Origin of the sequence: Pseudomonas sp. BP6 (assembly GCF_017875935.1) — a bacterium.
Taxonomy (GTDB): Bacteria; Pseudomonadota; Gammaproteobacteria; order Pseudomonadales; family Pseudomonadaceae; genus Aquipseudomonas; species Aquipseudomonas putida_Y.
This window is the reverse complement of record NZ_JAGINI010000001.1, coordinates 3691913-3715995: the sequence shown is the minus strand read 5'-3', so window position 1 is coordinate 3715995 and position 24083 is coordinate 3691913. Positions and strand designations below refer to the sequence as shown.

Sequence of the window (24083 nt, the reverse complement as noted above, 5' to 3'; positions counted from 1 at the left end):
CCGGTGATGTAAACGCTAGAATGGCCGCACATTCAACTGCCAGGAGGGTAGCCGATGGAGGCTCTCGACGCATTGCTCAACCGTGTTTCCGTGCCACGCCTGACCGACCCGGCGCCCAATGCCGCCCAGCGTGAGGCGCTGTTCCAGGCTGCCCTGCGCGCCCCGGACCACGGCCAGCTGCGGCCGTGGCGTTTTCTTACCATTGAAGGCCAGGGCCGCGAGAAGCTCGGCGAGCTGTTCGCCGAAGCCTTGCAGCACAAGGGCGATGCCAGCCAGGCGGCAATGGACAAGGCCCGTGCCATGCCGCTGCGGGCGCCATTGTTGATCGTGGTGGTGGCCAGGTTGCAGGACCACTTCAAGGTGCCCAAGTCCGAGCAGCGTCTGGCCGCAGGCTGTGCAGCGCACGGCATTCTGATTGCTGCGCATGCGCAGGGGATCGGCGCGGTGTGGCGTACCGGTGACATGGCCTTCGATGCCCATGTGCACAAGGGGTTGGGGTTGGCCGAGAACGAGGAGCTGATCGGCTACCTGTACGTCGGCACGCCGCTGACCGAGCCGCGGACGGCGCCGGTGCTGGAAACTGCCGATTTCGTCAGTGGCTGGGGTGAGTAAGGCTGCCTTGGACTGATTGATGTATCAAGGCTTCCGGCCTCTTCGCGGGTAAACCCGCTCCTGCAACGGCATCTACATCCCCTGTAGGAGCGGGTTTACCCGCGAAGAGGCCAGGCGCCGTTACACCCATCAACTGCCTGCTGCTTCAGCCAAGGGCAACTCCAGCCTGGCCACAAACCCACCCTGTGGATGATTTTCCAGCACCAGGCTACCGCCATGGCGCTCCGCTGCCTTGCGTGCAATCGCCAGCCCCAGGCCATGCCCCGGCGCTGCCTGCCCCGGCGCGCGGAAGAACGGCTCGCCCAGTTGCGCCAGGTGCTCCGCTGCCGCCCCAGGCCCATGGTCACGTACGCTGATCACGATACGGTCCTGCTCACGTGCGGCGCTGACCTCGATCGGCTGGCCGGCCGGGTTGAAGCGCAGGGCATTGCGCAGCAGGTTGTCCACGGCCCGCTCTATCAGCGTTGGCCAACCCTGCAAGCTCAACCCCGGCTGCGCCTCCAGGCGCACGTCCTGCTCCGGCGCGCTCAACAGGGCGTCCTTGCGTACGCTGCCGAGCAAGGCATTGATGTCGACTGGTTCGGCATGAGCCTGTTCGGCATCCACTCGGGCCAGGGCAAGGATTTCGCTGATCAGGTCTTCCAGACGGTCGCATTCGCGGGTCAGGCGCGGCCACAGCGCTTGCCGCTGCTCAGGCTCGGCGCGTTCGGCCAAGGCCAGGGCGATACGCAGCCTGGCCAGCGGCGAGCGCAGTTCGTGGGATACATCGCGTAGCAGCTGGCGCTGGCTGCCAATGGTGCTTTGCAGGCGTGCGCCCATCTTGTTGAAGTCCTTGGCCAGCACGCCAAACTCGTCGCGCCGCGCTGCCAGCCGTGCCAGGCTGTTCTGCTGATAGGTGGTCTGGCCCAGGTCGTGTACGGCGCTGCGCAGGCGGCTTAGCGGGCGGGTGATGGACAGCGTCACCAGCAGGCTGAACAGGGTCAGCACGACCAAGGCAATGCCCAGTGCGCTGAGCGGCCACAGCAGGCTCTCGCGGTGCCAGGCATCCAGCGCCGGGTGGGGGATGCGGTAGATCAGCAAGTAGGTTTCGCCGGTGTCGGGGCTGGTGTATTCCTCGGTCAGCCGGCGCCATGGCAAGCGCCGCTGGTCATTGTGCTGGCGCGCTTCGAGGGCTGCCGCACGGCGTGGGAAGGTACCGGGCACCAAGGCCTCACCGCTGTCGTCCAGCACCTGCACGTCGATCTTGTAGCGGTTCTTGCGTCGTTCCAGAAAGTGCTGTGCCGCATCCAGTCCTTCCCGCTCGTAGTGCTTGGCCCACTTGCTGGCCAAGGTATTCAGGCCCGGGTGGCGGCTGAGGATCCAGGCGTCCTGGTTGAGCATGTGCCCGAGCAGGATCGACAGGCCTGCGACCAGGGTGATGGCCAGCCAGAAACTGGCCAGGATGCGCCAGAACAGTGAACGCAAGTGCACCTCCTAAACGGGAAAAGCCCGGCCCGCAGTGATGCGGGCCGGGCACGGGGCGGACAGCTTACTGGGCCTTGGCGCCTTTTTCAGCTTTCCAGGCCTTGAACTCCTGCCACTCGGCTTTCTTGGCGGCGCGTTCCTTTTGCAGTTCATCGAACTTCTTCTGCTGGTCAGGCTTGAGCAGGTTGCGCACCGCGCTGTCGGTCTTGTCGCGGCTGGCTTTCAGCTCGTCCTTCATGGCCTTCTGGTCGGCGGCCGGCAGCTTGGACAGGTAGCGCTCGGTGATGTCGCGGCGCTGCTGCATCTGCTCGCCCATCAGCTTGCCGATCTGCTGGCGCTGCTCGCGGCTCAGGTCCAGTTGGTGGAAAGGCGCATCACCGCGATGATGCGGGCCGTCGTGGCGCGGGCCGCCGTCAGGCATGGCCATGGCAACGGTCGGCAGAGCGGCAGCGAACATCAGGGCGATAAGGGTCTTGCGCATGGTGTCTCTCCTTTACATGGGCCGGTGATTACCGGATGAGCACAGTCTAGGGAGATCACCGTCAAGCGCAGTCAGGGGATGGTAAAGGCAAAGTAAAGATGAGTGGCCCGTGCAGGCGCGGCCTTGTACCGCGAATGAGGCGCGCAGCTTTACAGGCAGTAGTAATAGCCACGGCTACGCAGCGCCACGATGCGTGGACGGCCATCGGCGTGTGGGCCGATCTTCTTGCGAAGGTTGCTGACATGCATGTCCAGGCTGCGGTCGTACAGGGTCAGCTTGCGGCCCAGGCCGATCTGCGCCAGTTCCTGTTTGTCCAGCGGCTCGCCGGGCTGACGCAGCAGCGCTTCAAGAATACGGCTTTCGGACAGGGTCAGGGTCATTTCGCGGCCATCGATGCTGGCCACACCCCGCGCAGGGCTGTAGACCAGGTCACCCAATTCCATCTGGCTGGTCGTGGCGGTGGGGTGGCTGCGGCGCAGTACCGCGCGCAGGCGGGCAGTGAGCTCACGCGGGTCGCAGGGTTTTGCCAGGTAATCGTCGGCGCCCAGTTCCAGGCCGAGAATGCGGTCCAGCGGCTCGCCGCGGGCTGACAGCATCAGCACCGGCAGCTCGGCATGCTGGCTGCGCAACTGCTTGAGAAGCTCCAGGCCGCTGCCGTCGGGCAACATCACATCCAATACCACGGCAGCAGGCGCATGCTCGGCCAAGGCCTGGCGAGCGCTCTGGCCATCGTGGCAGGCACGCACGGAAAACCCTTCCTGGGTCAGCCAGCTGCCGAGCAGCTCGCACAGTTCCTGGTCATCATCAATCAGTAACAGCTCGCTCATGACTCACTCAATTCAACCATTTACGGCGGTGATTCGGTCCGCCACTGGCAAAGATACCGCAGACTGATGACCTGAGTATAACTGCTGGTACCGCGTGGCCCTCTTCGCGGGTGAACCCGCGCCTACAAGGGTCTGTGTCCAACCACCGAGATGTGTCCACCACCAATCTGTGTAGGAGTGGGTTCACCCGCGAATACGGTAGCGGCGGCAACGGTGAGCGGCGGGTGGAGATTGGCCAGCAGGCCCGGCCCTTTCGCGGGTGAACCCGCTCCTACAAGGGTCTGTGTCCAACCACCGAGATGTGTCCACCACCAATCTGTGTAGGAGCGGGTTTACCCGCGAATACGGTAGCGGCGTCAACGGTGAACGGCGGGTGGAGATTGGCCAGCAGGCCCGGCCCTTTCGCGGGTGAACCCGCTCCTACAAGGGTCTGTGTCCAACCACCGAGATGTGTCCACCACCAATCTGTGTAGGAGCGGGTTTACCCGCGAATACGGTAGCGGCGGCAACGGTGAACGGTGGGTGGAGATTGGCCGGCAGGCCCGGCCCTTTCGCGGGTGAACCCGCTCCTACAGCGGTCTGTGTCCAACCACCGAGATGTGTCCACCACCAAATCTGTGTAGGAGCGGGTTTACCCGCGAATACGGTAGCGGCGGCAACGGTGAACGGTAGGTGGAGATTGGCCAGCAGGCCCGGCCTCTTCGCGGGTGAACCCGCTCCTACGGGCGATGGCACAGGTCCGAAGGTTTGTGGGTACCTTGTAGCGAAAAGGGCCGTGCCGTCTCAGGTCAAGGCAGTACTTGCTTGAACGGCTTGACCACAACCTTGTCGTACACGCCGGCAGCGATGTACGGGTCGGCATCGGCCCAGGTCTGCGCGGCTGCCAGCGACTCGAATTCGGCAACGATCAGGCTACCGCTGAAACCCGCTTCGCCCGGGTCGTTGCTGTCGATGGCCGGGTGCGGGCCCGCCAGCACCACGCGGCCTTCGGCCTTGAGCTGCTGCAGGCGTTCGATGTGCGCCGGGCGGGCAGCCAGGCGCTTTTCCAGGGAGTTTGCGACGTCGCTGGCGATAATGGCGTAGAGCATGTCAATCCTTGGGTTTGGAGGTAGAAGGGTCATCGTGCAGGTGGCGCGACAGGTACACGCCTTGCACCACCAGGAAAATCACGGTCATGCCCAGGCTGCCGAACACCTTGAAATCCACCCAGAAGTCCTGGAAGGTGAAGGCGACGAACAGGTTGGCCGCGCCGCAGAACAGGAAGAAAGCGATCCAGGCCAGGTTCAGGCGCGTCCAGATGGCATCAGGCAGGGTCAGGGCGTGGCCCATGATGCGCTTGATCAGCACCCGGTCGCCGATGAGATGGCTGCCGGCAAAGCCCAGGGCAAACAGCCAGTTCACGACGGGCGCTTTCCATTTGAGGAAGGTTTCGCTGTGGAAGGTCAGGGTCAGGCCACCGAACACCAGGCAGGCGATCAGCGTCAGCCACTGGCCCTTTTCCAGCTTGCGCTGGCGCAGGAACAGAGCGCCGTAAACGACCAGCGAGCTGATGATCAGCATGGCCGTGGCGCTGTAGATGCCGCCCAATTCGAAGTGATGGCCGGCGACTTCCATGGGGCGCGGGTCGAGCTTGTAGACGATGAAGAACAGCAGCAGTGGGATGAAATCGATGAATTGTTTCACAATGGCAGCCAGAATCGGGATGTGACGGCATAATAACAAACATCGATTCCAGCGAAAGCGCTCCTCCATGAATGTTGATCTGCACTGTCACAGCACGGCCTCCGACGGCGCCCTGTCGCCTTCCGTACTGGTTGCCCGGGCCCATGAACACGGGGTGCAAGCACTGGCGCTGACCGACCATGACACCCTCGAGGGCCTGGCCGAAGCGCGCCAGGCCTGCGCTGACCTGGGGATGCACTGGGTTAGCGGGGTGGAGCTGTCTTGCACGTGGGGCGGCGCGACCATCCATGTGCTGGGCTATGACTTCCCGCTCGACGCACCGCCGTTGCTGGCGGCAATCCAAGCGTTGCACCGCGGCCGCTGGCTGCGTGCCGAAGAAATCGACAAACGGCTGGCGGCCAAGGGCATGCCCGGCACGCTTGAAGGCGCGCGCGCCGTGCAACACGAACTGGGTGACAGCGGCAACGCCCCGGCGCGGCCGCATTTTGCCGAATATCTGGTGCGTGCCGGCCACGTCAAGGACCGTGGCGAAGCGTTTCGCAAGTGGCTGGGCGCCGGCAAGCTGGGCGACGTCAAGCAGCACTGGCCGACGCTCGACGAAACCGTTGCCACGCTGAGGCAGTCCAACGCCTGGGTGAGCCTGGCGCACCCCATGCACTACGACCTGACCCGCAGCAAGCGCAGGCGGCTGATTGCCGACTATATTCAGGCAGGAGGGCAGGCGCTTGAAGTGGTCAACGGGATGATGCCTGCCGAGCAAGTGGGCACCATGTCCATCCTTGCCCGTGAGTTCGGCCTGCTGGCAAGCGCTGGCAGTGACTTCCACGGCCCCGGCACCTGGGGCGAGATCGGTGCCTATCGGCCTTTGCCCGAGGATCTGCCACCTTTGTGGCGTCGATTCAGCCATGAACAGCCTTTGGCGCTATGAACAGGACGACTACGTGAGCCAATTTTTCCAGATTCATCCGGAGAACCCACAGGCGCGCCTGATAAAACAGGCCGTCGAGATCATCCGCAAGGGGGGCGTGGTGGTGTATCCGACGGATTCGGCCTATGCGCTGGGTTGCCAGATAGGCGACAAATCGGCAATCGAGCGGGTGCGGCGCCTGCGCGGGCTGGACAAGTCGCACAACTTCACCCTGATGTGCTGCGACATGTCGCAACTGGGGTTGTATGCCAAGGTCGATACCGGCACCTTCCGCTTGCTGAAGGCGCATGTGCCGGGGCCTTACACCTTCATTCTCAACGGCACGCGTGAAGTGCCGCGCCTGCTGTTGCACGATAAGCGTCGCACCATCGGGCTGCGTGTGCCGGACCACGCCATCACCTTGGCCTTGCTGGCCGAGTTGGGCGAGCCACTGATGAGCGTAAGCCTGATCCTGCCGGGTGACAGCGAGCCGATGACCGACCCTTACGAGATCCGTGAACGGCTGGAGCACCATGTCGACCTGGTGATCGATGGCGGGTTCGGCGACCTCAAGGCGTCGACCATCATCGACCTCTCCGGCGACGAACCGGAACTGATCCGCGAAGGTTGTGGCGACCCCACGCCATTCCTGGTCAACGCGTGAGCCAGCTGGAAGCGCCTGAGGCGCCGGCCGAACGGGTCGAGGAGCCTCGGCAACTGCAGTTGGCGCTGGTCTATGGCGAAGCCCTGACCGAGCTGCCGCTGGACTTGTACATCCCGCCGGACGCCCTTGAAGTCATCCTCGAAGCTTTCGAAGGCCCGCTGGACCTTTTGCTGTACCTGATCCGCAAGCAGAACATTGACATTCTCGACATCCCTGTCGCCGAGATCACCCGGCAGTACATGGGCTATGTAGAGCTGATGAAAAGCGTGCGCCTTGAGCTGGCCGCCGAATACCTGGTGATGGCTGCCATGCTTGCCGAGATCAAGTCGCGCATGCTGCTGCCGCGCTCCGCCGACGTCGAGGAGGAGGAGGGTGACCCACGCGCCGAGCTGATCCGTCGCCTGCAGGAGTACGAGCGCTTCAAGGCCGCCGCCGAGGGCATCGACGAGTTGCCGCGGGTCGGACGCGAGGTGGTGGTACCGCGCCTGGAGGCGCCGCAGGCCAAGGTACGCAAGCTGTTGCCTCAGGTCAGCCTGGAAGAGCTGCTGGTGTCCATGGCTGAGGTGATGCGCCGCAACGACCTGTTCGAAAGCCATCAGATCACCCGTGAGACCTTGTCCACCCGCGAGCGCATGAGCCAGGTGCTGGAGCGCCTCAAGGGCGGTGCCTTTGTGCCGTTCATCGCGCTGTTTGCTGCCGAGGAGGGCAAGCTCGGTGTGGTGGTGACCTTCATGGCCATTCTCGAACTGGTGAAGGAATCGCTGATCGAACTTGTGCAGAATGAACCTTTCGCCGCCATTCACGTGCGGCTTCGCCCGGCGCCAGTTGAAGAACCCGATGAACCTGAATGAACCACGCGACCTGGCGTCGCTGATCGAAGCCTTCTTGCTCGCTTCGGGCAAGCCGCAATCCCTGGAACGCCTGTACGAGCTGTTCGAGGAAGCCGAGCGCCCTGAGCCCAAGGTGTTCAGGCGGGCCCTGGAGGTGCTGGGCAAGTCGTGCGATGGCCGTGCCTTCGAGCTCAAGGAGGTGGCCAGCGGCTATCGCCTGCAGATCCGCGAGGCGTATGCCCCTTGGGTCGGGCGCCTGTGGGAAGAGCGCCCGCAGCGCTATTCGCGGGCGCTGCTTGAGACGCTGGCCCTGATTGCCTACCGCCAGCCGATCACCCGTGGTGAAATCGAGGACGTGCGGGGCGTTGCGGTGAACAGCAATATCATCAAGACCATGATGGAGCGCGAGTGGATTCGCGTGGTCGGCTACCGCGAAGTGCCCGGCCGGCCGGCGATGTTCGCTACCACCAAAGCGTTTCTCGACCATTTCAACCTCAAGAGCCTTGAGGACCTGCCGGCATTGGCCGAGCTGCGCGAAATGGAACCAGAGCCGCAACTCGACCCGGATGATGCGCCGGTGCCTGCGCACCTGCAGGCGTTGGCGGATGCCAGCCTTGGGGAGGAGGAGGTTGGTGAGCCGAAAGAGGAGACCAGCTTCCGTAGCCTGTTGGTGGAGCTGGATGCCATGGAAGACGGTTTGAAAACCGATTTTGATGATTTGCGGGGAGAAGAGCCTGAGCCTTCGGTGGAGGAAGAGAACAAGGCACAGCCCTGATTGATCTGCGGCCTGCGCTGGCCTCTTCGCGGGCAAGCCCGCTCCCACAGGGGGATCACAGCTCCTGAAGATTGCGTGTACCTGTAGGCGGCTTGCCCGTGAAGAGGCCAGCACAAAGCCCACTGGGCAGAAAATCATACCCAGCCCAACAAAACCCTCTACCCTCCAGTGCGTTCGCCTGATGAACCGCGTATGATGCGCGGCCTTTTGGCGCGTTCGTCGCCAGAACCCTGTTTTCATTCCTACACCGGGAGGTGCCCAGATGAGTGAGCAAGACCTGAAAGAAACCGAAATCACCCCGCCATCCGGCGAAAAGCTGCAGAAAGTGCTGGCGCGCATTGGCGTGGGCTCGCGGCGTGATGTCGAGGCCTGGATCAGCCAGGGTCGCATCAAGGTCAACGGCGTCGAGGCCACCCTTGGCCAGCGCGTCGACCTGCACGACGCCATTGCCGTGGACGGCAAGCTGATCAAGCGCGAGGAGGCCGCCGAGGCCACCCGCCGGGTGATCATGTACAACAAGCCCGACGGCGAAATCTGCACCCGGGACGACCCGGAAGGCCGCCCGACCGTGTTCGACCGTTTGCCACGGCCGAAAGAAGGCCGCTGGATCAACATCGGCCGCCTCGACATCAACACCACTGGCTTGCTGCTGTTCACCACCGACGGTGAGCTGGCCAACCGCCTGATGCACCCGTCCTACGAGATGGACCGTGAGTACGCGGTACGTGTGCGTGGTGAAGTCGACGACGAGATGATCGAGCGCCTGAAAGCCGGCGTAATGCTGGAAGATGGCCCGGCCAAATTCACCGACATCCAGAAGGCCCCGGGTGGCGAAGGCTTCAACCACTGGTACCACTGCGTGGTGATGGAAGGACGTAACCGTGAGGTGCGCCGCCTGTGGGAATCCCAGGGCATGGTAGTCAGCCGCCTGAAGCGTGTGCGTTTTGGCCCGGTGTTCCTCAATTCCGACCTGCCGATGGGCCGCTGGCGCGAAATGACCCAGGGCGAAATCGACATCCTCGCCGCCGAAGTCGGCCTGCAGCCGGTCGCGCTGCCAGCCATGAAGCTCAAGGCCAAGGACAAGATGGAGCGCCTGCAGCGCAAGTCGACCCGTCCGCTGGGCCGTGGCGAGCGCGTGCGCAACCTGCGCCCGGCACACGAAGGTGCCGCCACTGGCGAACGTCCGGCGCGTCAGCCGCGTGAAGAAGCTCCACGTAAAACCAACCGTGGCAGCACGGTGGCTGAGCGCCCGAGCGAGATGCGCAAGCGTCCGGGCAAGCCTGATGGTGACAAGCCGGCAGGCCGTGGTCGCGGCAAGCCGCGTGGCTGATTAGCCAGTGTGACAATCAAGGAACCAGCCTTCGGGCTGGTTTTTTATGCCTGCGAGAATCCGGCCAAGCGGCCCAAGATATTGAACAAAAAGAATTTTCCGGACGACTGGCAAGTTCTTGAACCGTCCTGTAAAGAAATCTGTACAAATATGGCCGTTTTCAGTCCGCATTTCAGATCAAGCCCGATCGTGTAAACAAACCTTGCCGGCGTTCATGCACCAAAGCCGTCGCCATGACGCCAGCCACCCTTGCCCAAACCCCCGTCCCCACGGTGTTATAGCCGCCATTGCCTTGTGCAGGAGCCCGCCCACCGAGCCGGGCTGACAAAACAACAAATGGAGGCGCCATGTACGCCGATCACTCCGCCTTTGAAGGCCTGTACCACAGGAACGCTGCGTTTTTTCCCGAGGAAACGATGCAACGCGTTGACGCCTGCGCGTTTGCAGGGGTATACAGTGCGCCGCGTTTTACCTGTGACTCTCTTGCGTACCGCGCACTCTTGATCACGCCTGGTTGACCCGCTCCGGCGGCACCTGAGGTCAAGAAACCCAAGGTAACCACCTTGCCCATTCCGCTGCGCCACGAGCGCGGTGGGTCCGATTCCGTCACAGATAAAAACAATGCAGGTGACTTCGTTCATGAGTGGACAAAACATGCATTCAGGCGAGCTAAAGCGGGGCCTGAAGAACCGCCATATCCAGTTGATCGCCCTCGGCGGTGCGATTGGTACCGGCCTGTTCCTTGGCTCGGCAGGCGTGATGAAATCCGCCGGCCCGTCGATGATCCTTGGCTACGCCATCTGCGGCTTCATCGCCTTCATGATCATGCGCCAGCTGGGTGAAATGATCGTCGAAGAGCCGGTGGCCGGCTCGTTCAGCCATTTCGCCCACAGCTACTGGGGTGGTTTCGCCGGCTTCCTGTCGGGTTGGAACTGCTGGGTGCTGTATATCCTGGTGGGTATGTCGGAGCTTTCGGCGGTCGGTAAGTATGTCCACTACTGGTGGCCGGAGATCCCCACCTGGGTCACGGCGGCAGCCTTCTTCGTGCTGATCAACGCCATCAACCTGATGAACGTGAAGTTCTTCGGTGAAGCCGAATTCTGGTTCGCCATCATCAAAGTGGTCGCCATCGTCAGCATGATCGGCCTGGGTGCCTACCTGCTGACCAGCGGCAGCGGCGGCCCTGAAGCCACCGTGGCCAACCTGTGGTCACACGGCGGCTTCTTCCCCAATGGCGTCAGCGGGCTGGTAATGGCCTTGGCTTTCATCATGTTTTCCTTTGGTGGCCTGGAAATGCTTGGCTTCACCGCCGCCGAGGCGGACAAGCCAAAGACTGTGATCCCCAAAGCGATCAACCAGGTCATCTACCGTATCCTGATCTTCTATGTCGGTGCCCTGGTGGTGCTGCTGTCGCTGACCCCGTGGGACACCCTGGTCGCCAGCATCGACGCCTCGGGTGGCAGCTATGGCAGCAGCCCGTTCGTGCAAGTGTTCTCGCTGCTGGGCAGTGACGTGGCTGCCAACCTGCTGAACTTCGTGGTGCTGACTGCGGCGCTATCGGTGTACAACAGCGGCACATACTGCAACGCCCGCATGCTGCTGGGTATGGCCGAGCAGGGCGATGCCCCGGCGTCGCTGGCCAAGGTCGACAAGCGTGGCGTGCCAGTGCGTTCGATCCTGGTGTCGGCTGCCGTGACCTTCGTCGCGGTGCTGCTGAACTACCTGATGCCGCAAAACGCGCTGGAACTGCTGATGTCGCTGGTCGTGGCCACCCTGGTGATCAACTGGGCGATGATCAGCTACTCGCACCTGAAGTTCCGTCAGCACCTCGACCGTACCGGCCAGAAGCCGCTGTTCAAGGCGCTGTGGTACCCGTACGGCAACTATGTGGTGCTGGCCTTCGTGGTGCTGATTCTGGGCATCATGCTGATGATCCCGGGTATCCAGGTGTCGGTGTATGCGATCCCGGTGTGGCTGCTTGCGATGTTGGTGGTGTACATGGTCAAGTCGCGTCGCCAGGTGAATGCGGGCGGTGCTGTTGAGACTGTCGCCAAGTAAGGCGCCATAAGTGGTAGGCGAAAACCCGGAGTCAGGTGACTGGCTTCGGGTTTTTTGTTGCCTGTGCGGGCCTGTTCGCGGGTGAACCCGCTCCTACAACGACCTGGTATGCCTGAGGCTTGCGTAACCCTTGTAGGAGCGGGTTTACCCGCGAATACGGTAGCGGCGGCAACGGTGAGCGGCGGGTGGAGATTGGCCAGCAGGCCCGGCCCTTTCGCGGGTGAACCCGCTCCTACAACGACCTGGTATGCCTGAGGCTTGCGTAACCCTTGTAGGAGCGGGTTTACCCGCGAATACGGTAGCGGCGGCAACGGTGAGCGGCGGGTGGAGATTGGCCAGCAGGCCCGGCCCTTTCGCGGGTGAACCCGCTCCTGCAACGACCTGGTATGCCTGAGGCTTGCGTAACCCTTGTAGGAGCGGGTTTACCCGCGAATACGGTGGTGGCGGCAACGGTGAGCGGCAGGTGGAGACTGGCCAGCAGGCCCGGCCCTTTCGCGGGTGAACCCGCTCCTACAACGACCTGGTATGCCTGAGGCTTGCGTAACCCTTGTAATCGATGGACTCGCCCCCGCCGAGGCATCACAGTGCCACGGTGGTGTTCGAAGAAGCCAACGGCAGCGAGGGCGAGACCATGAAAAAGCATAGTTCGAAACACGATTCCCTGTCTTCCACTGATGTGGAGCTTTGCACAACCATCTGCGTAGACCTGGCCAAACAGGTCTTCCAATTAGCAGGCGAGGACGCTACTGGGCGGGTGATCTACGAAGATCGCATCAAATCCCGCCAAGCGTTCCATGATTTCCTGCTCAGGCTGCCAACTACCGTGGCCGTCTTGATGGAGTGCGGTCCAGGTGCACAAGCCTGGGCCAGACTGCTGCAGGCCAAAGGTAATCCGGTTCGCATCCTGCCGGCGCAACGTGTCGCCGAACATCGCAGCGGTGCAAAGAACGATCGTAACGACTGCTATGCCATTTTGCGTGCCGGTCGCGATACGAGCATCGCTTCGATACCGATCAAGAGCACCACAGCACTGGCTATTCAAGCGCTGCACCGTATCCGGCGCGGTAACATCAAGCGACATACCGCGCTGGGTAATCAGATCCGTGGTTTGCTACTTGAGCATGGCGTATCCATGCCCCAGGGTGATGCCGCGATCAATAAGCATGTGCCTCAGGCGCTTGAGGATGCTTCCTTGCCTCTGCCCGACCTGTTGCGCGAGTTGCTCGATGAGTTGCTGATGGACTGGTTGTCTCTAGGTGAACGCATAACGGTGCTGAGCCGACGGCTCGAAGCGACTGCCCAAGAGGATAAAGTCGCTCAGCGACTGATCACCATTCGCGGCGTCGGCCCTATCATTGCCACGGCGATCGTGGCGAAACAGACCGAACCCAGCCGCTTCGCCAGTGGCCGAATGTATGCCGCCTTCTTCGGTATCGTGCCCGATCAGCACAGCAGCGGAAACAAAATCAGATTGGGCAAGATGAGCAAGCGCGGTGACGGCTACATACGCAGCCTGATGATCCAGGGCGCGCATGCCGTCTTGAGTCAGTTAAGGCCTGATTCCGATCAGCCAGATGATCGCCGCCTCTTGCGCTGGCTATCCCGCCTTGGGCGCAAGGAGGCGGCGATCAGGCTGGCTAATCGAAATCTGCGGATTATCTGGGCCCTGTTACAGAGCGATCAGGTTTACCAACGCAAACCGAACGAAAAACCGGAGGCGGCTATGAGCCTCTGACCAACCGGGTAATGCCACCGGGGCGCTAGGCGCTCCAACCCCTGCTAGTGAACATTGACCCTAGGTAAGACCGTCGCAGACCGATGCCTCCGCTCCTACAGGCTGATAGTGGCCTCAATGTAAACGGCACACTGCGAGCTCACCACGATGTTGGCCAGAAGCAAAAAGCTTCCTCGAATAGGCCTGATACATAGATGCAACCGGGTTCCTATGTTCAAAAAGCAGCTAGACAGTGTGGGCGAGTCCATACATAGGAGCGGGTTTACCCGCGAATACGGTAGCGGCGGCAACGGTGAGCGGCGGGTGGAGATTGGCCAGCAGGCCCGGCCCTTTCGCGGGTGAACCCGCTCCTACGACGACCTGGTATGCCTGAGGCTTGCGTAACCCTTGTAGGAGCGGGTTTACCCGCGAATACGGTGGTGGCGGCAACGGTGAGCGGCAGGTGGAGACTGGCCAGCAGGCCCGGCCCTTTCGCGGGTAAACCCGCTCCTGCAACGACCTGGTATACCTGAGGCTTGCGTAACCCTTGTAGGAGCGGGTTTACCCGCGAATACGGTAGCGGCGGCAACGGTGAGCGGCAGGTGGAGATTGGCCAGCAGGCCCGGCCCTTTCGCGGGTAAACCCGCTCCTACAGGTACAGCGTTGCCCTCAGATCAGGTGACCCCGCCAAAAATCAGATCTGCTCCAGCAACCACCCTCTGAATGCCCGCAACGATGGCAGCGCCTCATTCCTTGGCGGGTAGATCAGGTAATAACTGCGCTGGCTGGCAAACGCCACACCCGGGCTGTACAGCTCCCCCTTGGCCAGTTCCTCCTCCACCAATATGCGCGGCACCAGCCCGATTCCGATCCCGGCACGTACCGCCTGGATCAGGTGCGAGGTCAGCTCGAAGCTAGGCCCCAGCCGCATCGCCCGATGCGGCAGGCCATGATGGGTAAACCACTCGCCCCACGCATGCGGGTTGTTGGCCACATTCAGCAGCACCTCTTCGCTGATCCTGGCCGGGCTCCAGCCCTGGCTGTCGGCACCGGCTTCCGGCGGCAAGATCACCACCAGTTCCTCGGCATGCAGGCGATGGCAGACAAGCCCCGGCAAGTCGTGGCTGGCCACGCCGATGGCGGCATCGATTTCGCTGGTGTCGAAGTTGATGGTTTCAATGCGTGAATGAATGTGCACCAGCATGCCCGGGTGAGCGCTGTAGAACGCATGCAGCCTCGGCAACAGCCATTTCGAGCCGAATGTTGGCAGGGTAGCCAGGCGCAAGGTGCCCACCCCCGATTGATAGGCCAGTGCCTGCAAGGTAGCGCTGCGGATGCGCCCCAGTGCCTCGCTGAGCTCGCGTTGGTACAGGCGGCCGACATCGGTCAGCTGCACCTGGCGCCCCTCGCGACGGAACAGGGTCAGGCCCAACTGCTGCTCCAGGGCCTGTACCTGGCGGCTGACCGCGCTTTGGGTCAGCGACAGTTCGGCGGCGGCGCGGGTGTAGCTTTCATGCCGGGCGGCGGCCTCGAAAGCCAGCAGCAGTGACATGGATGGGGTCAGGTGGCGGTAATTCATTCATAAAAGTCATTGATAGCGGCAGGATTATCCGTTTGCCCCTGACGCGAAACTACAGGAACATTGGCCTATACGTCATCCCTGCATGCCTGAACCCATGCTGGAGCGACAGGTATCCCGTGATCTAGCCAATATCAAGAGGCCATCCTTCGATGATCGCCCAGCTGTCCACCGTTGCACCGAGCGCCAATTACCCCGAATTCCTCGAAGCCCTGCGCAACAGCGGCTTCCGTGGCCAGATCAGTGCCGACTACGCAACCCGCACGGTACTGGCCACCGACAACTCGATCTACCAGCGTTTGCCGCAGGCGGCGGTGTTCCCGCTGGATGCCGACGATGTGGCGCGGGTCGCCACGCTGATGGGCGAGCCGCGCTTCCAGCAGGTCAAGCTGACCCCGCGCGGTGGTGGCACCGGCACCAACGGCCAGTCGCTGACCGACGGTATCGTCGTCGACCTGTCGCGACACATGAACAACATTCTCGAAATCAACGTGGAAGAGCGCTGGGTGCGGGTACAGGCCGGTACGGTCAAGGACCAGCTCAATGCTGCGCTCAAGCCGCACGGGCTGTTCTTCGCCCCTGAGCTGTCCACCTCCAACCGCGCCACGGTCGGCGGCATGATCAACACGGATGCCAGTGGCCAGGGCAGCTGCACCTACGGTAAAACCCGCGACCACGTGCTGGAGCTGCACAGCGTGCTGCTCGGTGGCGAGCGCCTGCATAGCCTGCCGATCGGCGATGCTACGCTGGAACAGGCCTGCGCCGCGCCGGGCCGGGTCGGCGAGGTGTACCGCATGGCCCGGGAAATTCAGGAAACCCAGGCCGAACTGATTGAAACCACCTTCCCCAAGCTCAACCGTTGCCTGACCGGCTACGACCTGGCGCACCTGCGCGACGAGCAGGGCCGCTTCAACCTCAACAGCGTGCTGTGCGGCGCCGAGGGCTCGCTGGGCTACGTGGTCGAAGCCAAACTCAACGTGCTGCCGATTCCCAAGTATGCGGTGCTGGTCAACGTACGCTACACCAGCTTCATGGATGCGCTGCGTGATGCCAACGCGCTGATGGCGCACAAGCCGCTGTCGATCGAGACGGTCGACTCCAAGGTGCTGATGCTGGCGATGAAAGACATCGTCTGGCACAGCGTTGCCGAGTACTTCCCGGCGGACCCCGAGCGCCCTACGCTGGGCATCAACCTGGTGGAGTTCTGCGGCGACGAACCGGCCGAGGTCAACGCCAAGGTGCAGGCGTTCATCCAGCACCTGCAAAGCGACACCTGCGTCGAGCGCCTGGGCCACACCTTGGCCGAAGGCGCCGAGGCAGTCACCCGCGTCTATACCATGCGCAAGCGTTCGGTGGGCCTGCTGGGCAACGTCGAAGGCGAAGTGCGCCCGCAGCCGTTCGTGGAAGACACCGCAGTACCACCAGAGCAGTTGGCCGACTATATTGCCGACTTCCGCGCATTGCTCGATGGCTACGGCCTGGCCTACGGCATGTTTGGCCACGTCGATGCCGGCGTGCTGCACGTGCGCCCGGCACTGGACATGAAAGACCCGGCGCAGGCTGCGCTGGTCAAGCCGATTTCCGACGCCGTTGCCGCGCTGACCAAGCGTTATGGCGGCCTGTTGTGGGGTGAGCACGGTAAGGGCCTGCGCTCGGAATACGTGCCCGAGTACTTCGGCGAGCTGTACCCGGCATTGCAGCGCCTGAAGGGCGCCTTTGACCCGCACAACCAGCTCAACCCGGGCAAGATCTGCACGCCGCCGGACAGCGCCGAGAGCCTGACCCCGGTCGATGGCGTGACATTGCGCGGCGACCTTGACCGTACCATTGACGAGCGCGTATGGCAGGACTTCCCCAGCGCCGTGCACTGCAACGGCAATGGCGCCTGTTACAACTATGACCCCAACGACGCCATGTGCCCGTCGTGGAAGGCTACCCGCGAACGCCAGCATTCGCCCAAGGGCCGCGCCTCGCTAATGCGCGAGTGGCTGCGCCTGCAGGGCGAGGCGAACATTGATGTGCTGGCTGCGGCGCGCAACAAGGTGTCGTGGCTCAAGGGCCTGCCGGCGCGTCTGCGCAACAACCGCGCGCGCAACCAGGGCCAGGAAGACTTCTCCCATGAAGTGTACGACGCCATGGCCGGCTGCCTGGCGTGCAAGTCGTGCGCCGGGCAGTGCCCGATCAAGGTCAATGTGCCGGACTTCCGCTCGCGCTTCCTCGAGCTGTACCACGGTCGCTACCAGCGCCCGCTGCGTGACTACCTGATCGGCTCGCTCGAGTTCACCATCCCCTACCTGGCGCACGCGCCGGGGCTGTACAACGCAGTGATGGGCTCGAAGTGGGTGAGCCAGCTGCTGGCCGACAAGGTGGGCATGGTCGACAGCCCGCTGATCAGCCGCTTCAACTTCCAGGCTACCCTGGCCCGTTGCCGCGTCGGCGTGGCCTCGGTGCCGGCCCTGCGCGAGCTGACCCCGGCCCAGCGCGAGCGCAGCATCGTGCTGGTGCAGGACGCCTTCACCCGCTACTTCGAAACGCCGCTGCTGTCGGCCTTCATCGACCTGGCCCACCGCCTGGGCCACCGGGTATTCCTGGCACCGTACAGCGCCAACGGCAAGCCGTTGCACGTACAGGGTTTCCTTGGTGCGTTCGCCAAGGCGGCGATCCGCAACGCCACGCAGCTCAAGGCCCTGGCCGATTGCGGTGTGCCGCTGGTGGGGCTGGACCCGGCGATGACGCTGGTGTATCGCCAGGAGTATCAGAAAGTGCCAGGCCTGGAGGGTTGCCCGAAGGTGCTGCTGCCGCAGGAATGGCTGATGGATGTGCTGCCCGAGCAGGCGCCGACCGCACCGGGTAGTTTCCGCCTGATGGCGCACTGCACCGAGAAGACCAACGTGCCGGCCAGCACCCGGCAGTGGGAGCAGGTGTTCGCCCGTCTGGGGCTGAAGCTGGTGACCGAGGCCACCGGTTGCTGCGGTATGTCCGGTACCTATGGGCACGAAGCCCGCAACCAGGAAACGTCTCGGGTCATATTCGAGCAGAGCTGGGCGACCAAGCTGGACAAGGAAGGGGAGCCGCTGGCGACCGGTTATTCGTGCCGTAGCCAGGTCAAGCGCATGACCGAGCGGAAGATGCGTCACCCGCTTGAGGTGGTGTTGCAGTACGCTCAGCGCTAAGGTTCTGGGCCTTTGGGGGCTGCTTTGCAGCCCTTCGCGGGTGAACCCGCTCCTACGGGGGATCGTGCACGCCAGGCTGGCGCGTCAACCTTGAAGGGGCGGGGTTGCCCGCGAAGAGGCCGGCAGCGGCTTTCAGGCTTCTGTTGTACGGTCCCTGCCACGGCGCGCCTGGCGGTACAAATAGAAGCTCAACACCAATCCGCACGCTGCCGCAGCCGCCGCGAACAGAAACATCGAAGCAAAGCCGAACCCCGCCGCCACCGCACCGACCAATGGCCCGGTCACCCCCAGTGACAAGTCGATGAACAGCGAATACGCCCCCACTGCGGCCCCGCGGTTAGCCGCCGACACTTGGTTCACGGCCTCCACGCCCAATGCCGGAAACACCAGGGAGAAACCAAACCCGCTCAGTGCAGCCCCCGCCAAGGCCAGTTCGGCGTTGGGTGCCAGCCACAGCATCAACAGCCCGAGCGTTTCCACCGACAGGCAGGCGATCGCCACCCTGAAACCACCGATGCGGTTGATCAGGTTGCCAAAGAGCAGCCGTGCGCTGATGAAACTGGCGCCGAACAGGCTCAGGGTCAGCGCCGCATTGGCCCAGCCACGGCTTGCGTAGTACAGGGTGATGAAGGTGGCGATGGTGCCAAAGCCGATCGAGCCCAGAGCAAGCCCCGAGCCATGCGGGAATACCTTGCCCAGCACCCGCAGGAACGGCAGGCGTACACCGCTGACGATGGGGGCGGCTTGCTTGGGCCAGGCCAGCAGCATACCGAGTACGCACAGCAGGATGATGCTCACACCCATGCTCCACAGCCCGAGGCCCTTGACCATCAGCACGCCCAGCGGGGCGCCGATGGCCAGCGCACCATAGCTGGCGATGCCGTTCCAGGAGATGACCTTGGCCGTGTTCGCGGCACCCACCCGGCCAATGCCCCAGCCGATCGCGCCAGAGCCCACCAGGCTTTCGGCGCTACCCAACACCAGGCGGCCGACCAGCAGGCAGGTCAGGCTCAGCCAAGGCAGGTGGGTGAGGAAGGCGCAGGCCAGCATGAATACCCCGCTGAGCCCGCAGCCGGCCAGGCCATACATGACCGCCTTCTTGCTGCCGTGGTTGTCGATGATGCGGCTGGCGCCAGGGCGACTGAGCAGGGTGGCCAGGTACTGCACGCTGATCACCAGGCCGGCGACCACGGCACTGAACCCCAGGTCGTTGTGCACATAGCCGGGCAACACGGCCAGTGGGATGCCGATGTTCAGGTAGCCGATGAAGGTGAACAGGACGATGGAGACGACTTGCCCAGTGACGGCAAGGGACGTGGGACTGCGAACTGGCATTGGGGATCCGTTGCTGCGGTAAGGATGGCGGTGTGCCGCCATCTTAACCACAGCAAGGGTGTTTGCGGGCGAAGCTGTCAGCCTGTAATCAGTTGGTGTAATCGAGCATCCAGGTCACACTGAACTCGGCTTGCGGGTAATCCAGCCGCAAGCGCGGCAGGACGAAGCCACCACAGGAGCGACAAGAGTCGAGCAGTGTGAAGACTTCGATACGCTCGACCTCCGTGTGGCGGTGAAGCAGCCTGCGGTTCAGCGCGCTGGCGATGTGCCGTTCGGCATCGAGATGTCGCTTATGGACGCGCGTCCACAGGAAATCTGCGCGCCGCAGGGTGGGCAGCTCGGTAAACCGCGGGTCTGGCGGGAAAAACTGGTTAACCTGACGTGCATCGACGTAGTCCACAGCCGGTGTGAGGCGGGGCGTCGGGATGATATGCAATGCGCGTCGGCCAGGGCTGCCTGACAGGGCGAAGAACACCACGCGGCTATGGTCCTTCAGCGTGACGCTGGCAAAGGCCAGGTTGACTGGGTAGAGGTGCTGACGCAGGGCGGCCATCGCGTTGTCGTCGAGCGACTGCGCACCTGCTGCCGGTGTGTAAGGGGTAGTGGCGCCGCGCGCAGGTAGCAGATCGTCCAGTACGCCAAGGATGTGTTGGCGGTCTGCGGCGCTGGTGCTGTGGAACTGCCTCCAGATCGGGATTATCTCCCGGTTCAACGCTGCGATGCCGCGACTGGCGGGGCCCGCCAAAGCGTCCTGGGCCGCGCTCTGCGTGAGGATGTTGCGCGCGTAATCCGGGAGCAGGCGCGACTCCATGGCTTCGATGAACTGCAGGAATCGCGAGGGGTGGCGGAGCTGCCATGTTCGCCCTTGTTCTATCCAGTCGCGCAGCAATCTGGTCACGTTATCGACATCGCGCTGCAGGTTGGGGCGCTCGGCGACGATGCGGTAGGTTTCGCTGATTTCCAGGTATCGCTCGATGGCCTCGTGGTCGGTGATTCTCTCGAACTTGCGACGCAGCCCTCTGGGTGGATGTGGCAGCGAAGCTGGCACTGCCGGGGCATCCAGCAGCTTTGTCTGCCACGCCCAGGGCTGATGGGGGGCGCCATAAAATACCCCCAGATCGGCCTCGACGATCAACCACTGCTCACCGCGCCAGTCGATCAATGCGCCGCGCAGGGTACGGCGGTCGGGGATGGTCCGCGCCAGCCCGCCCAGGCGCACGGGAGGGCAGTGCTCGGTAATCTGCCTGACTTGCTCGATCGGCATGTCCGCAGGCAAGCCAAAGCGTAGTTCAGGCGATGGGTCGACCACGATGCGCCTGTGGTACACGGGCGGCGAGATGACGCCAAGGCGTAACTGGGTTTCTCCGACGGGCAAGGCTTTCAATTGCCTGGGGTGATTAGGGGCGTGCACGACGACCTTGCCCTCGCGCACCATGACCTGCGCCCAGATGTCGAAGCGTGTGTGCTGCGGGCGGTAACGAATCGGTACCGGCTCGATCCGCACGGTTTGGAAGGCGTGACTGACGTGTTGTCCGAACACGGGTGTGCCCGCGTCATTGGGCAAGGGCGAGAAGCTCAGGGCCATTTGCGCTTCGCCGCCGGGGTAGGGCGGCGGCACCACGGTGGGCGGCTGGCCGAGTAGCGGCTCATGGGCAACCCGACGGACCAGCCCCGAGGTGTTCGGCGTTTGCAGGCGATAGGCGGCGCCGTGAATGATTGCATCGACCATGGCATTGTCGCGGGGTATGAGCGTGGCGGTCCCAGGCAGCTCCCGTGGCAACGGACCATGGCTGTCGGGTACCTGGTCAAGTAGCAGGGCATCGGGCGTTTGGCCCGGCAGTACCCTTCGCTGCACCATGAGCTCCCGGGATTCGGGAACGACCGTCGTCAGTTCGGGCGCGCTGCGCCAGCGCTTGGGCGGGGTAATGCGCTCGCTGAAGTCTGGCGTGACGGGGATGCTGCTCCAGCGTCGGGCGGCACGTGCGGCGTTCAGGCGTGCGATGCTGGCACTTTGGCCCAGTACGCCGGGAAGCTTGGCCAATGGTTTGAAGGCCCGTCCACCGAGCGTGACTGCCGCGCCTTTCAGCGCGGCGATGTCCAGGACGCAAGCCAGTGCATCGCTGCCATCCTCTGGGTTCAAGCAACTCAAGCCTGGTATCAGGTTGGAAAACAACCGTTGCAAGTAGCGCCCAGTGCTCACGGACTGACGCCTGGCCAGGAATTGTTCATGCGGGGTAGCGCCTTTGCCCAGTGCATGCAAGGCATCCCGGTTGCCTAGGGCGATATCGCTGGCGTAGTGCCTGGCCAGTGAGTCGAGGCGATCTTGCGAGGGGGCGCTGAGCACTTGTCGCAAGGCGGGAAAGTCAGCAGCAAGCCACGGCAGTTGCGATTGGTTGTATTCGCTGTAGAGCAGCGTCAATTGCTCGGCCAGGCCCGCCGGCGCCGTGCGGGCAATGGCGTGCGCTTGCCAGTGCAGCCGTTCGGGGAACAGCTCGTAAAGCCAATCGCCCTCGGTGCCGGGGGCATGTACGACGAAACCCTGGGTGGCCGTCTGCATGTGCCAGTCCGCTCTGGGGCTGGAGCCGTACTCAGGTCGGTTATGGGGGCCCACGTAGACCGGCCAGGTAACGGCGTAGGCGGTCCAGGGGCCGTCACGCAGGCGGTCCTTGATGTCTTCCGGCAGGTGGTTAAAACAGCGGTGCAGGATACCTTGATAGAGGATGATGGCACGCTGTTCCCAAGCGCCGAAGGCCACTTCATACCAGGCGGTCACGTTCGGTAAGCGGGGGTTGTTTCGGTAGCCTGCGCCATGGTCGAGGTACATCAGCAGGTGCTCTTGGCCGTCAGCATTACGCGACTCTGGCGCTATCCGGCTCTGGAGCAACTGACGACGCGCCTCCTCGAAGCGGTCGGGGAGATCGTTGAGGCTTTCAACGTCCCTGACCGCCAGGTAGCGGTGCAACGCCAATTGCCATTGCTGGTGCGACCAGGGCGGGGGGAGTTCGAATGATCCGCGCAAGGGTGCCCACACGGCCAGCGTCTGGCGCAGTGCTTCGTCGGGAACAGGGTCATCCTCTTGCAGGGCCTGGCGCGTGACCTGTTCTGCGTTGTCGAAGGTCATCGGTTGCTGGCGGGCGCTGAGTATCAGGGCCCCCTGGCGGATGCTGGCCCAGCGCAGGTCGGGCTCAAGGCTGAAATCGGCCGGGTAGCCACTGAGCAGTAGTTCGGGGGCGAAGCGGCGCATCAACAGTTCACCGGCCAGTTGCGCAATCGCCGGGGTGCAGGCGAGGCGGATTTGCACGCTGTTGATCAGGTCGAGGCGGATCTCCTCCACGGGGAGCGTGGCATTGCCCGGGCTGAACAGATCGAAAGCCATGATCAGCCCCGGCTGGCGGTCATCGGGTGGGTACAACACATCGATCAAGGTTTGTTCGGCCAAGGCCAAGTGATCGGAGCTGGCGTCCCATTCTGCCGAGGCGGCCAGTTCGCCGGCCCATCGGGTGAACATGGATGAATGCAACAGGGCGTCGAGCGCTTGAGCTGCTGGCGCATTCAATGCCGGGCCTGGGAAAAACACCTTTCCATTTTGATCAGGGGTTACGCCAGCCTCCCGTTCGCGGGCAGTGGGCGGGCGGTAACGCCTGCCTTGTGCATAGACGGTGGCACCGAGAGTGTTGAACAGGTGTACGGCAAGGTGAACGCCGGCTGGAGGCTTCAGCAGGTGTCTGGCCAGCGTGGGGAGCTCCAGGTAGTTGTCCAGCATCAGTGGACGGGAAGGCGATCGTGGGGGCAGGGGGGTAGTTGGCAAGCTGGGGTAGAGCAGCAAGGCGGCCGCTACGAAGCAGTCACGTTGGGTCAGGCACACCCGGCGGGCCCAGAGTGCCTGGGCAAGGCTGCAACTGGCGTAGGGCCATGGATAGGGCAGGCCTTCGCTCAACTCGGCGATCAGTGAGGCATCGGTTGCCGTGATCACGATATGGGCCAGTTTTGCCTGCAAGGTCGCCACCAGGTTCGCCTGCACTTTGCTGCCGGCGGGCCGTCGCAGCATGCGGTTGAAGTGCTCATGCGCTGGTTCACGGGCGAAAGCTTCGGCCAGCTGCTGGCGCAGGTCATGATCGCTCAGGTCGACGGGGAACAGGTCTGTGAAGCCCAGTGCCTGGTTGAAATGTTCGCGCAGCGATGTGGCCAGGTCCATTGGGCCGGACAGGTCGCTGTGCAGGCGCACGCTTTCGGCGTCCAGGGTGTTTATCCGGGCGAGTAGGTCGGCGGCGTCAGTGATGGATGACATGGCTCTGCCTCTTTGCGGTTGGAGGCACGAGTCTGCGTAGGGTAGGGGCGGGGTAGGGGGTAGTGGGTTGTTACAACGTTGATTTTAGACGGTGTGAAAACGTGATGACGGGGGTAGCCCGCAGGTCAGCCGTTTTCACACAGCCGGGGATGCGCAGTTATTCCTGGTCAGCGCTGGATTGATCGTCACCATCCTGCTCGGCGGCAGCTGCCGGTTCGGCGTGAACGGTCACGGATGGCTCTTCTGGGTTCAGGCTTGGGAAGGGAAGATTCGGGATTTCATGCATCTCGTCGTTCCTCGCAAGTGTGAGTGAAAAGTCTGCGCCAGGCGCGTTTGGAGCTTCAAAAAGCTGGGGCAGGATAC

The 24083-nt window shown here is 63.1% G+C and carries 18 protein-coding genes; 9 read left to right on the top strand and 9 right to left on the bottom strand.

Features of this window, described 5'->3' with window-relative positions:
• Window positions 1-54: 54 nt before the first annotated feature.
• A complete protein-coding gene (locus J3A98_RS16840) occupies window positions 55-612 on the top strand; it encodes an NAD(P)H nitroreductase (protein ID WP_209967420.1) in 558 nt (185 codons plus the stop codon).
• Between the two features lie 129 nt (window positions 613-741).
• Here J3A98_RS16840 and J3A98_RS16835 read toward each other — a convergent pair whose 3' ends face one another.
• The 5 genes from J3A98_RS16835 to J3A98_RS16815 all read right to left on the bottom strand — a co-directional run bounded on the left by J3A98_RS16835 (window position 742) and on the right by J3A98_RS16815 (window position 5067).
• On the bottom strand, window positions 742-2082 hold the full coding sequence (locus tag J3A98_RS16835; RefSeq protein ID WP_209967418.1) for a HAMP domain-containing sensor histidine kinase: 1341 nt from the start codon (window positions 2080-2082) through the stop codon (window positions 742-744).
• A gap of 58 nt (window positions 2083-2140) precedes the next feature.
• Window positions 2141-2557, bottom strand: a complete 417-nt coding sequence (locus tag J3A98_RS16830) for a Spy/CpxP family protein refolding chaperone (protein ID WP_103444750.1) — start codon at window positions 2555-2557, stop codon at window positions 2141-2143.
• Between the two features lie 149 nt (window positions 2558-2706).
• On the bottom strand, window positions 2707-3384 hold the full coding sequence (locus J3A98_RS16825; RefSeq protein WP_209967416.1) for a response regulator transcription factor: 678 nt from the start codon (window positions 3382-3384) through the stop codon (window positions 2707-2709).
• A gap of 788 nt (window positions 3385-4172) precedes the next feature.
• Window positions 4173-4472: a YciI family protein gene (locus tag J3A98_RS16820; RefSeq protein WP_003254549.1), complete on the bottom strand. Its 300-nt coding sequence runs from the start codon at window positions 4470-4472 to the stop codon at window positions 4173-4175.
• Between the two features lies 1 nt (window position 4473).
• Window positions 4474-5067: a septation protein A gene (locus J3A98_RS16815; RefSeq protein WP_209967413.1), complete on the bottom strand. Its 594-nt coding sequence runs from the start codon at window positions 5065-5067 to the stop codon at window positions 4474-4476.
• Window positions 5068-5134: 67 nt separating this feature from the next.
• Between J3A98_RS16815 and J3A98_RS16810 the strand changes: the two genes are divergently transcribed.
• From J3A98_RS16810 to J3A98_RS16780, 7 genes are all read left to right on the top strand, one after another.
• Window positions 5135-5995 (top strand): PHP domain-containing protein, encoded by an 861-nt coding sequence (locus tag J3A98_RS16810; protein WP_176685216.1) that lies wholly within the window; start codon window positions 5135-5137, stop codon window positions 5993-5995.
• 13 nt (window positions 5996-6008) lie between these two features.
• Window positions 6009-6638, top strand: a complete 630-nt coding sequence (locus tag J3A98_RS16805; protein WP_103444853.1) for an L-threonylcarbamoyladenylate synthase — start codon at window positions 6009-6011, stop codon at window positions 6636-6638.
• A gap of 110 nt (window positions 6639-6748) precedes the next feature.
• Window positions 6749-7489, top strand: a complete 741-nt coding sequence (locus J3A98_RS16800) for a ScpA family protein (protein WP_162149596.1) — start codon at window positions 6749-6751, stop codon at window positions 7487-7489.
• On the top strand, window positions 7476-8243 hold the full coding sequence (gene scpB / locus J3A98_RS16795; RefSeq protein WP_176685217.1) for an SMC-Scp complex subunit ScpB: 768 nt from the start codon (window positions 7476-7478) through the stop codon (window positions 8241-8243). Before J3A98_RS16800 ends, scpB begins: the two co-directional genes overlap by 14 nt.
• A 262-nt stretch (window positions 8244-8505) precedes the next feature.
• Window positions 8506-9573, top strand: coding sequence for a 23S rRNA pseudouridine(2605) synthase RluB (gene rluB, locus J3A98_RS16790; RefSeq protein WP_209967411.1), 1068 nt, complete (start codon window positions 8506-8508; stop codon window positions 9571-9573).
• A 639-nt stretch (window positions 9574-10212) separates the two neighbouring features.
• Complete coding sequence (locus tag J3A98_RS16785; protein ID WP_209967409.1) at window positions 10213-11631, top strand: amino acid permease; 1419 nt, start codon at window positions 10213-10215, stop codon at window positions 11629-11631.
• A gap of 676 nt (window positions 11632-12307) precedes the next feature.
• On the top strand, window positions 12308-13366 hold the full coding sequence (locus tag J3A98_RS16780) for an IS110-like element ISPpu11 family transposase (RefSeq protein ID WP_209969883.1): 1059 nt from the start codon (window positions 12308-12310) through the stop codon (window positions 13364-13366).
• Between the two features lie 673 nt (window positions 13367-14039).
• Here the strand turns inward: J3A98_RS16780 and J3A98_RS16775 are convergent.
• Window positions 14040-14924, bottom strand: a complete 885-nt coding sequence (locus J3A98_RS16775) for a LysR substrate-binding domain-containing protein (protein ID WP_176685220.1) — start codon at window positions 14922-14924, stop codon at window positions 14040-14042.
• 152 nt (window positions 14925-15076) lie between these two features.
• Here J3A98_RS16775 and J3A98_RS16770 point away from each other — a divergent pair, with 152 nt between their 5' ends.
• On the top strand, window positions 15077-18097 hold the full coding sequence (locus J3A98_RS16770; RefSeq protein WP_209967407.1) for an FAD-binding and (Fe-S)-binding domain-containing protein: 3021 nt from the start codon (window positions 15077-15079) through the stop codon (window positions 18095-18097).
• A 132-nt stretch (window positions 18098-18229) separates the two neighbouring features.
• On the opposite strand, the gene J3A98_RS16765 is transcribed toward J3A98_RS16770, so the two are convergent.
• The 3 genes from J3A98_RS16765 to J3A98_RS27100 all read right to left on the bottom strand — a co-directional run bounded on the left by J3A98_RS16765 (window position 18230) and on the right by J3A98_RS27100 (window position 24006).
• Window positions 18230-19432 carry an MFS transporter gene (locus J3A98_RS16765; protein ID WP_176685222.1) on the bottom strand — a complete coding sequence of 401 codons (1203 nt, stop codon included), beginning with the start codon at window positions 19430-19432 and terminating at the stop codon, window positions 18230-18232.
• An 88-nt stretch (window positions 19433-19520) separates the two neighbouring features.
• Window positions 19521-23720, bottom strand: coding sequence for a deaminase domain-containing protein (locus J3A98_RS16760; protein WP_209967405.1), 4200 nt, complete (start codon window positions 23718-23720; stop codon window positions 19521-19523).
• A gap of 157 nt (window positions 23721-23877) precedes the next feature.
• Window positions 23878-24006, bottom strand: coding sequence for a hypothetical protein (locus J3A98_RS27100; RefSeq protein WP_003254533.1), 129 nt, complete (start codon window positions 24004-24006; stop codon window positions 23878-23880).
• Between the last annotated feature and the right edge of the window lie 77 nt (window positions 24007-24083).

Coding starts and splice junctions, on each gene's coding strand:
- J3A98_RS27100 (WP_003254533.1), bottom strand. CDS start 24,006: ATGCATGAAATCCCGAATCTTCCCTTCCCAAGCCTGAACCCAGAAGAG.
- J3A98_RS16840 (WP_209967420.1), top strand. CDS start 55: ATGGAGGCTCTCGACGCATTGCTCAACCGTGTTTCCGTGCCACGCCTG.
- J3A98_RS16765 (WP_176685222.1), bottom strand. CDS start 19,432: ATGCCAGTTCGCAGTCCCACGTCCCTTGCCGTCACTGGGCAAGTCGTC.
- J3A98_RS16810 (WP_176685216.1), top strand. CDS start 5,135: ATGAATGTTGATCTGCACTGTCACAGCACGGCCTCCGACGGCGCCCTG.
- scpB (WP_176685217.1), top strand. CDS start 7,476: ATGAACCTGAATGAACCACGCGACCTGGCGTCGCTGATCGAAGCCTTC.
- rluB (WP_209967411.1), top strand. CDS start 8,506: ATGAGTGAGCAAGACCTGAAAGAAACCGAAATCACCCCGCCATCCGGC.
- J3A98_RS16775 (WP_176685220.1), bottom strand. CDS start 14,924: ATGAATTACCGCCACCTGACCCCATCCATGTCACTGCTGCTGGCTTTC.
- J3A98_RS16770 (WP_209967407.1), top strand. CDS start 15,077: ATGATCGCCCAGCTGTCCACCGTTGCACCGAGCGCCAATTACCCCGAA.
- J3A98_RS16785 (WP_209967409.1), top strand. CDS start 10,213: ATGAGTGGACAAAACATGCATTCAGGCGAGCTAAAGCGGGGCCTGAAG.
- J3A98_RS16760 (WP_209967405.1), bottom strand. CDS start 23,720: ATGTCATCCATCACTGACGCCGCCGACCTACTCGCCCGGATAAACACC.
- J3A98_RS16820 (WP_003254549.1), bottom strand. CDS start 4,472: ATGCTCTACGCCATTATCGCCAGCGACGTCGCAAACTCCCTGGAAAAG.
- J3A98_RS16830 (WP_103444750.1), bottom strand. CDS start 2,557: ATGCGCAAGACCCTTATCGCCCTGATGTTCGCTGCCGCTCTGCCGACC.
- J3A98_RS16825 (WP_209967416.1), bottom strand. CDS start 3,384: ATGAGCGAGCTGTTACTGATTGATGATGACCAGGAACTGTGCGAGCTG.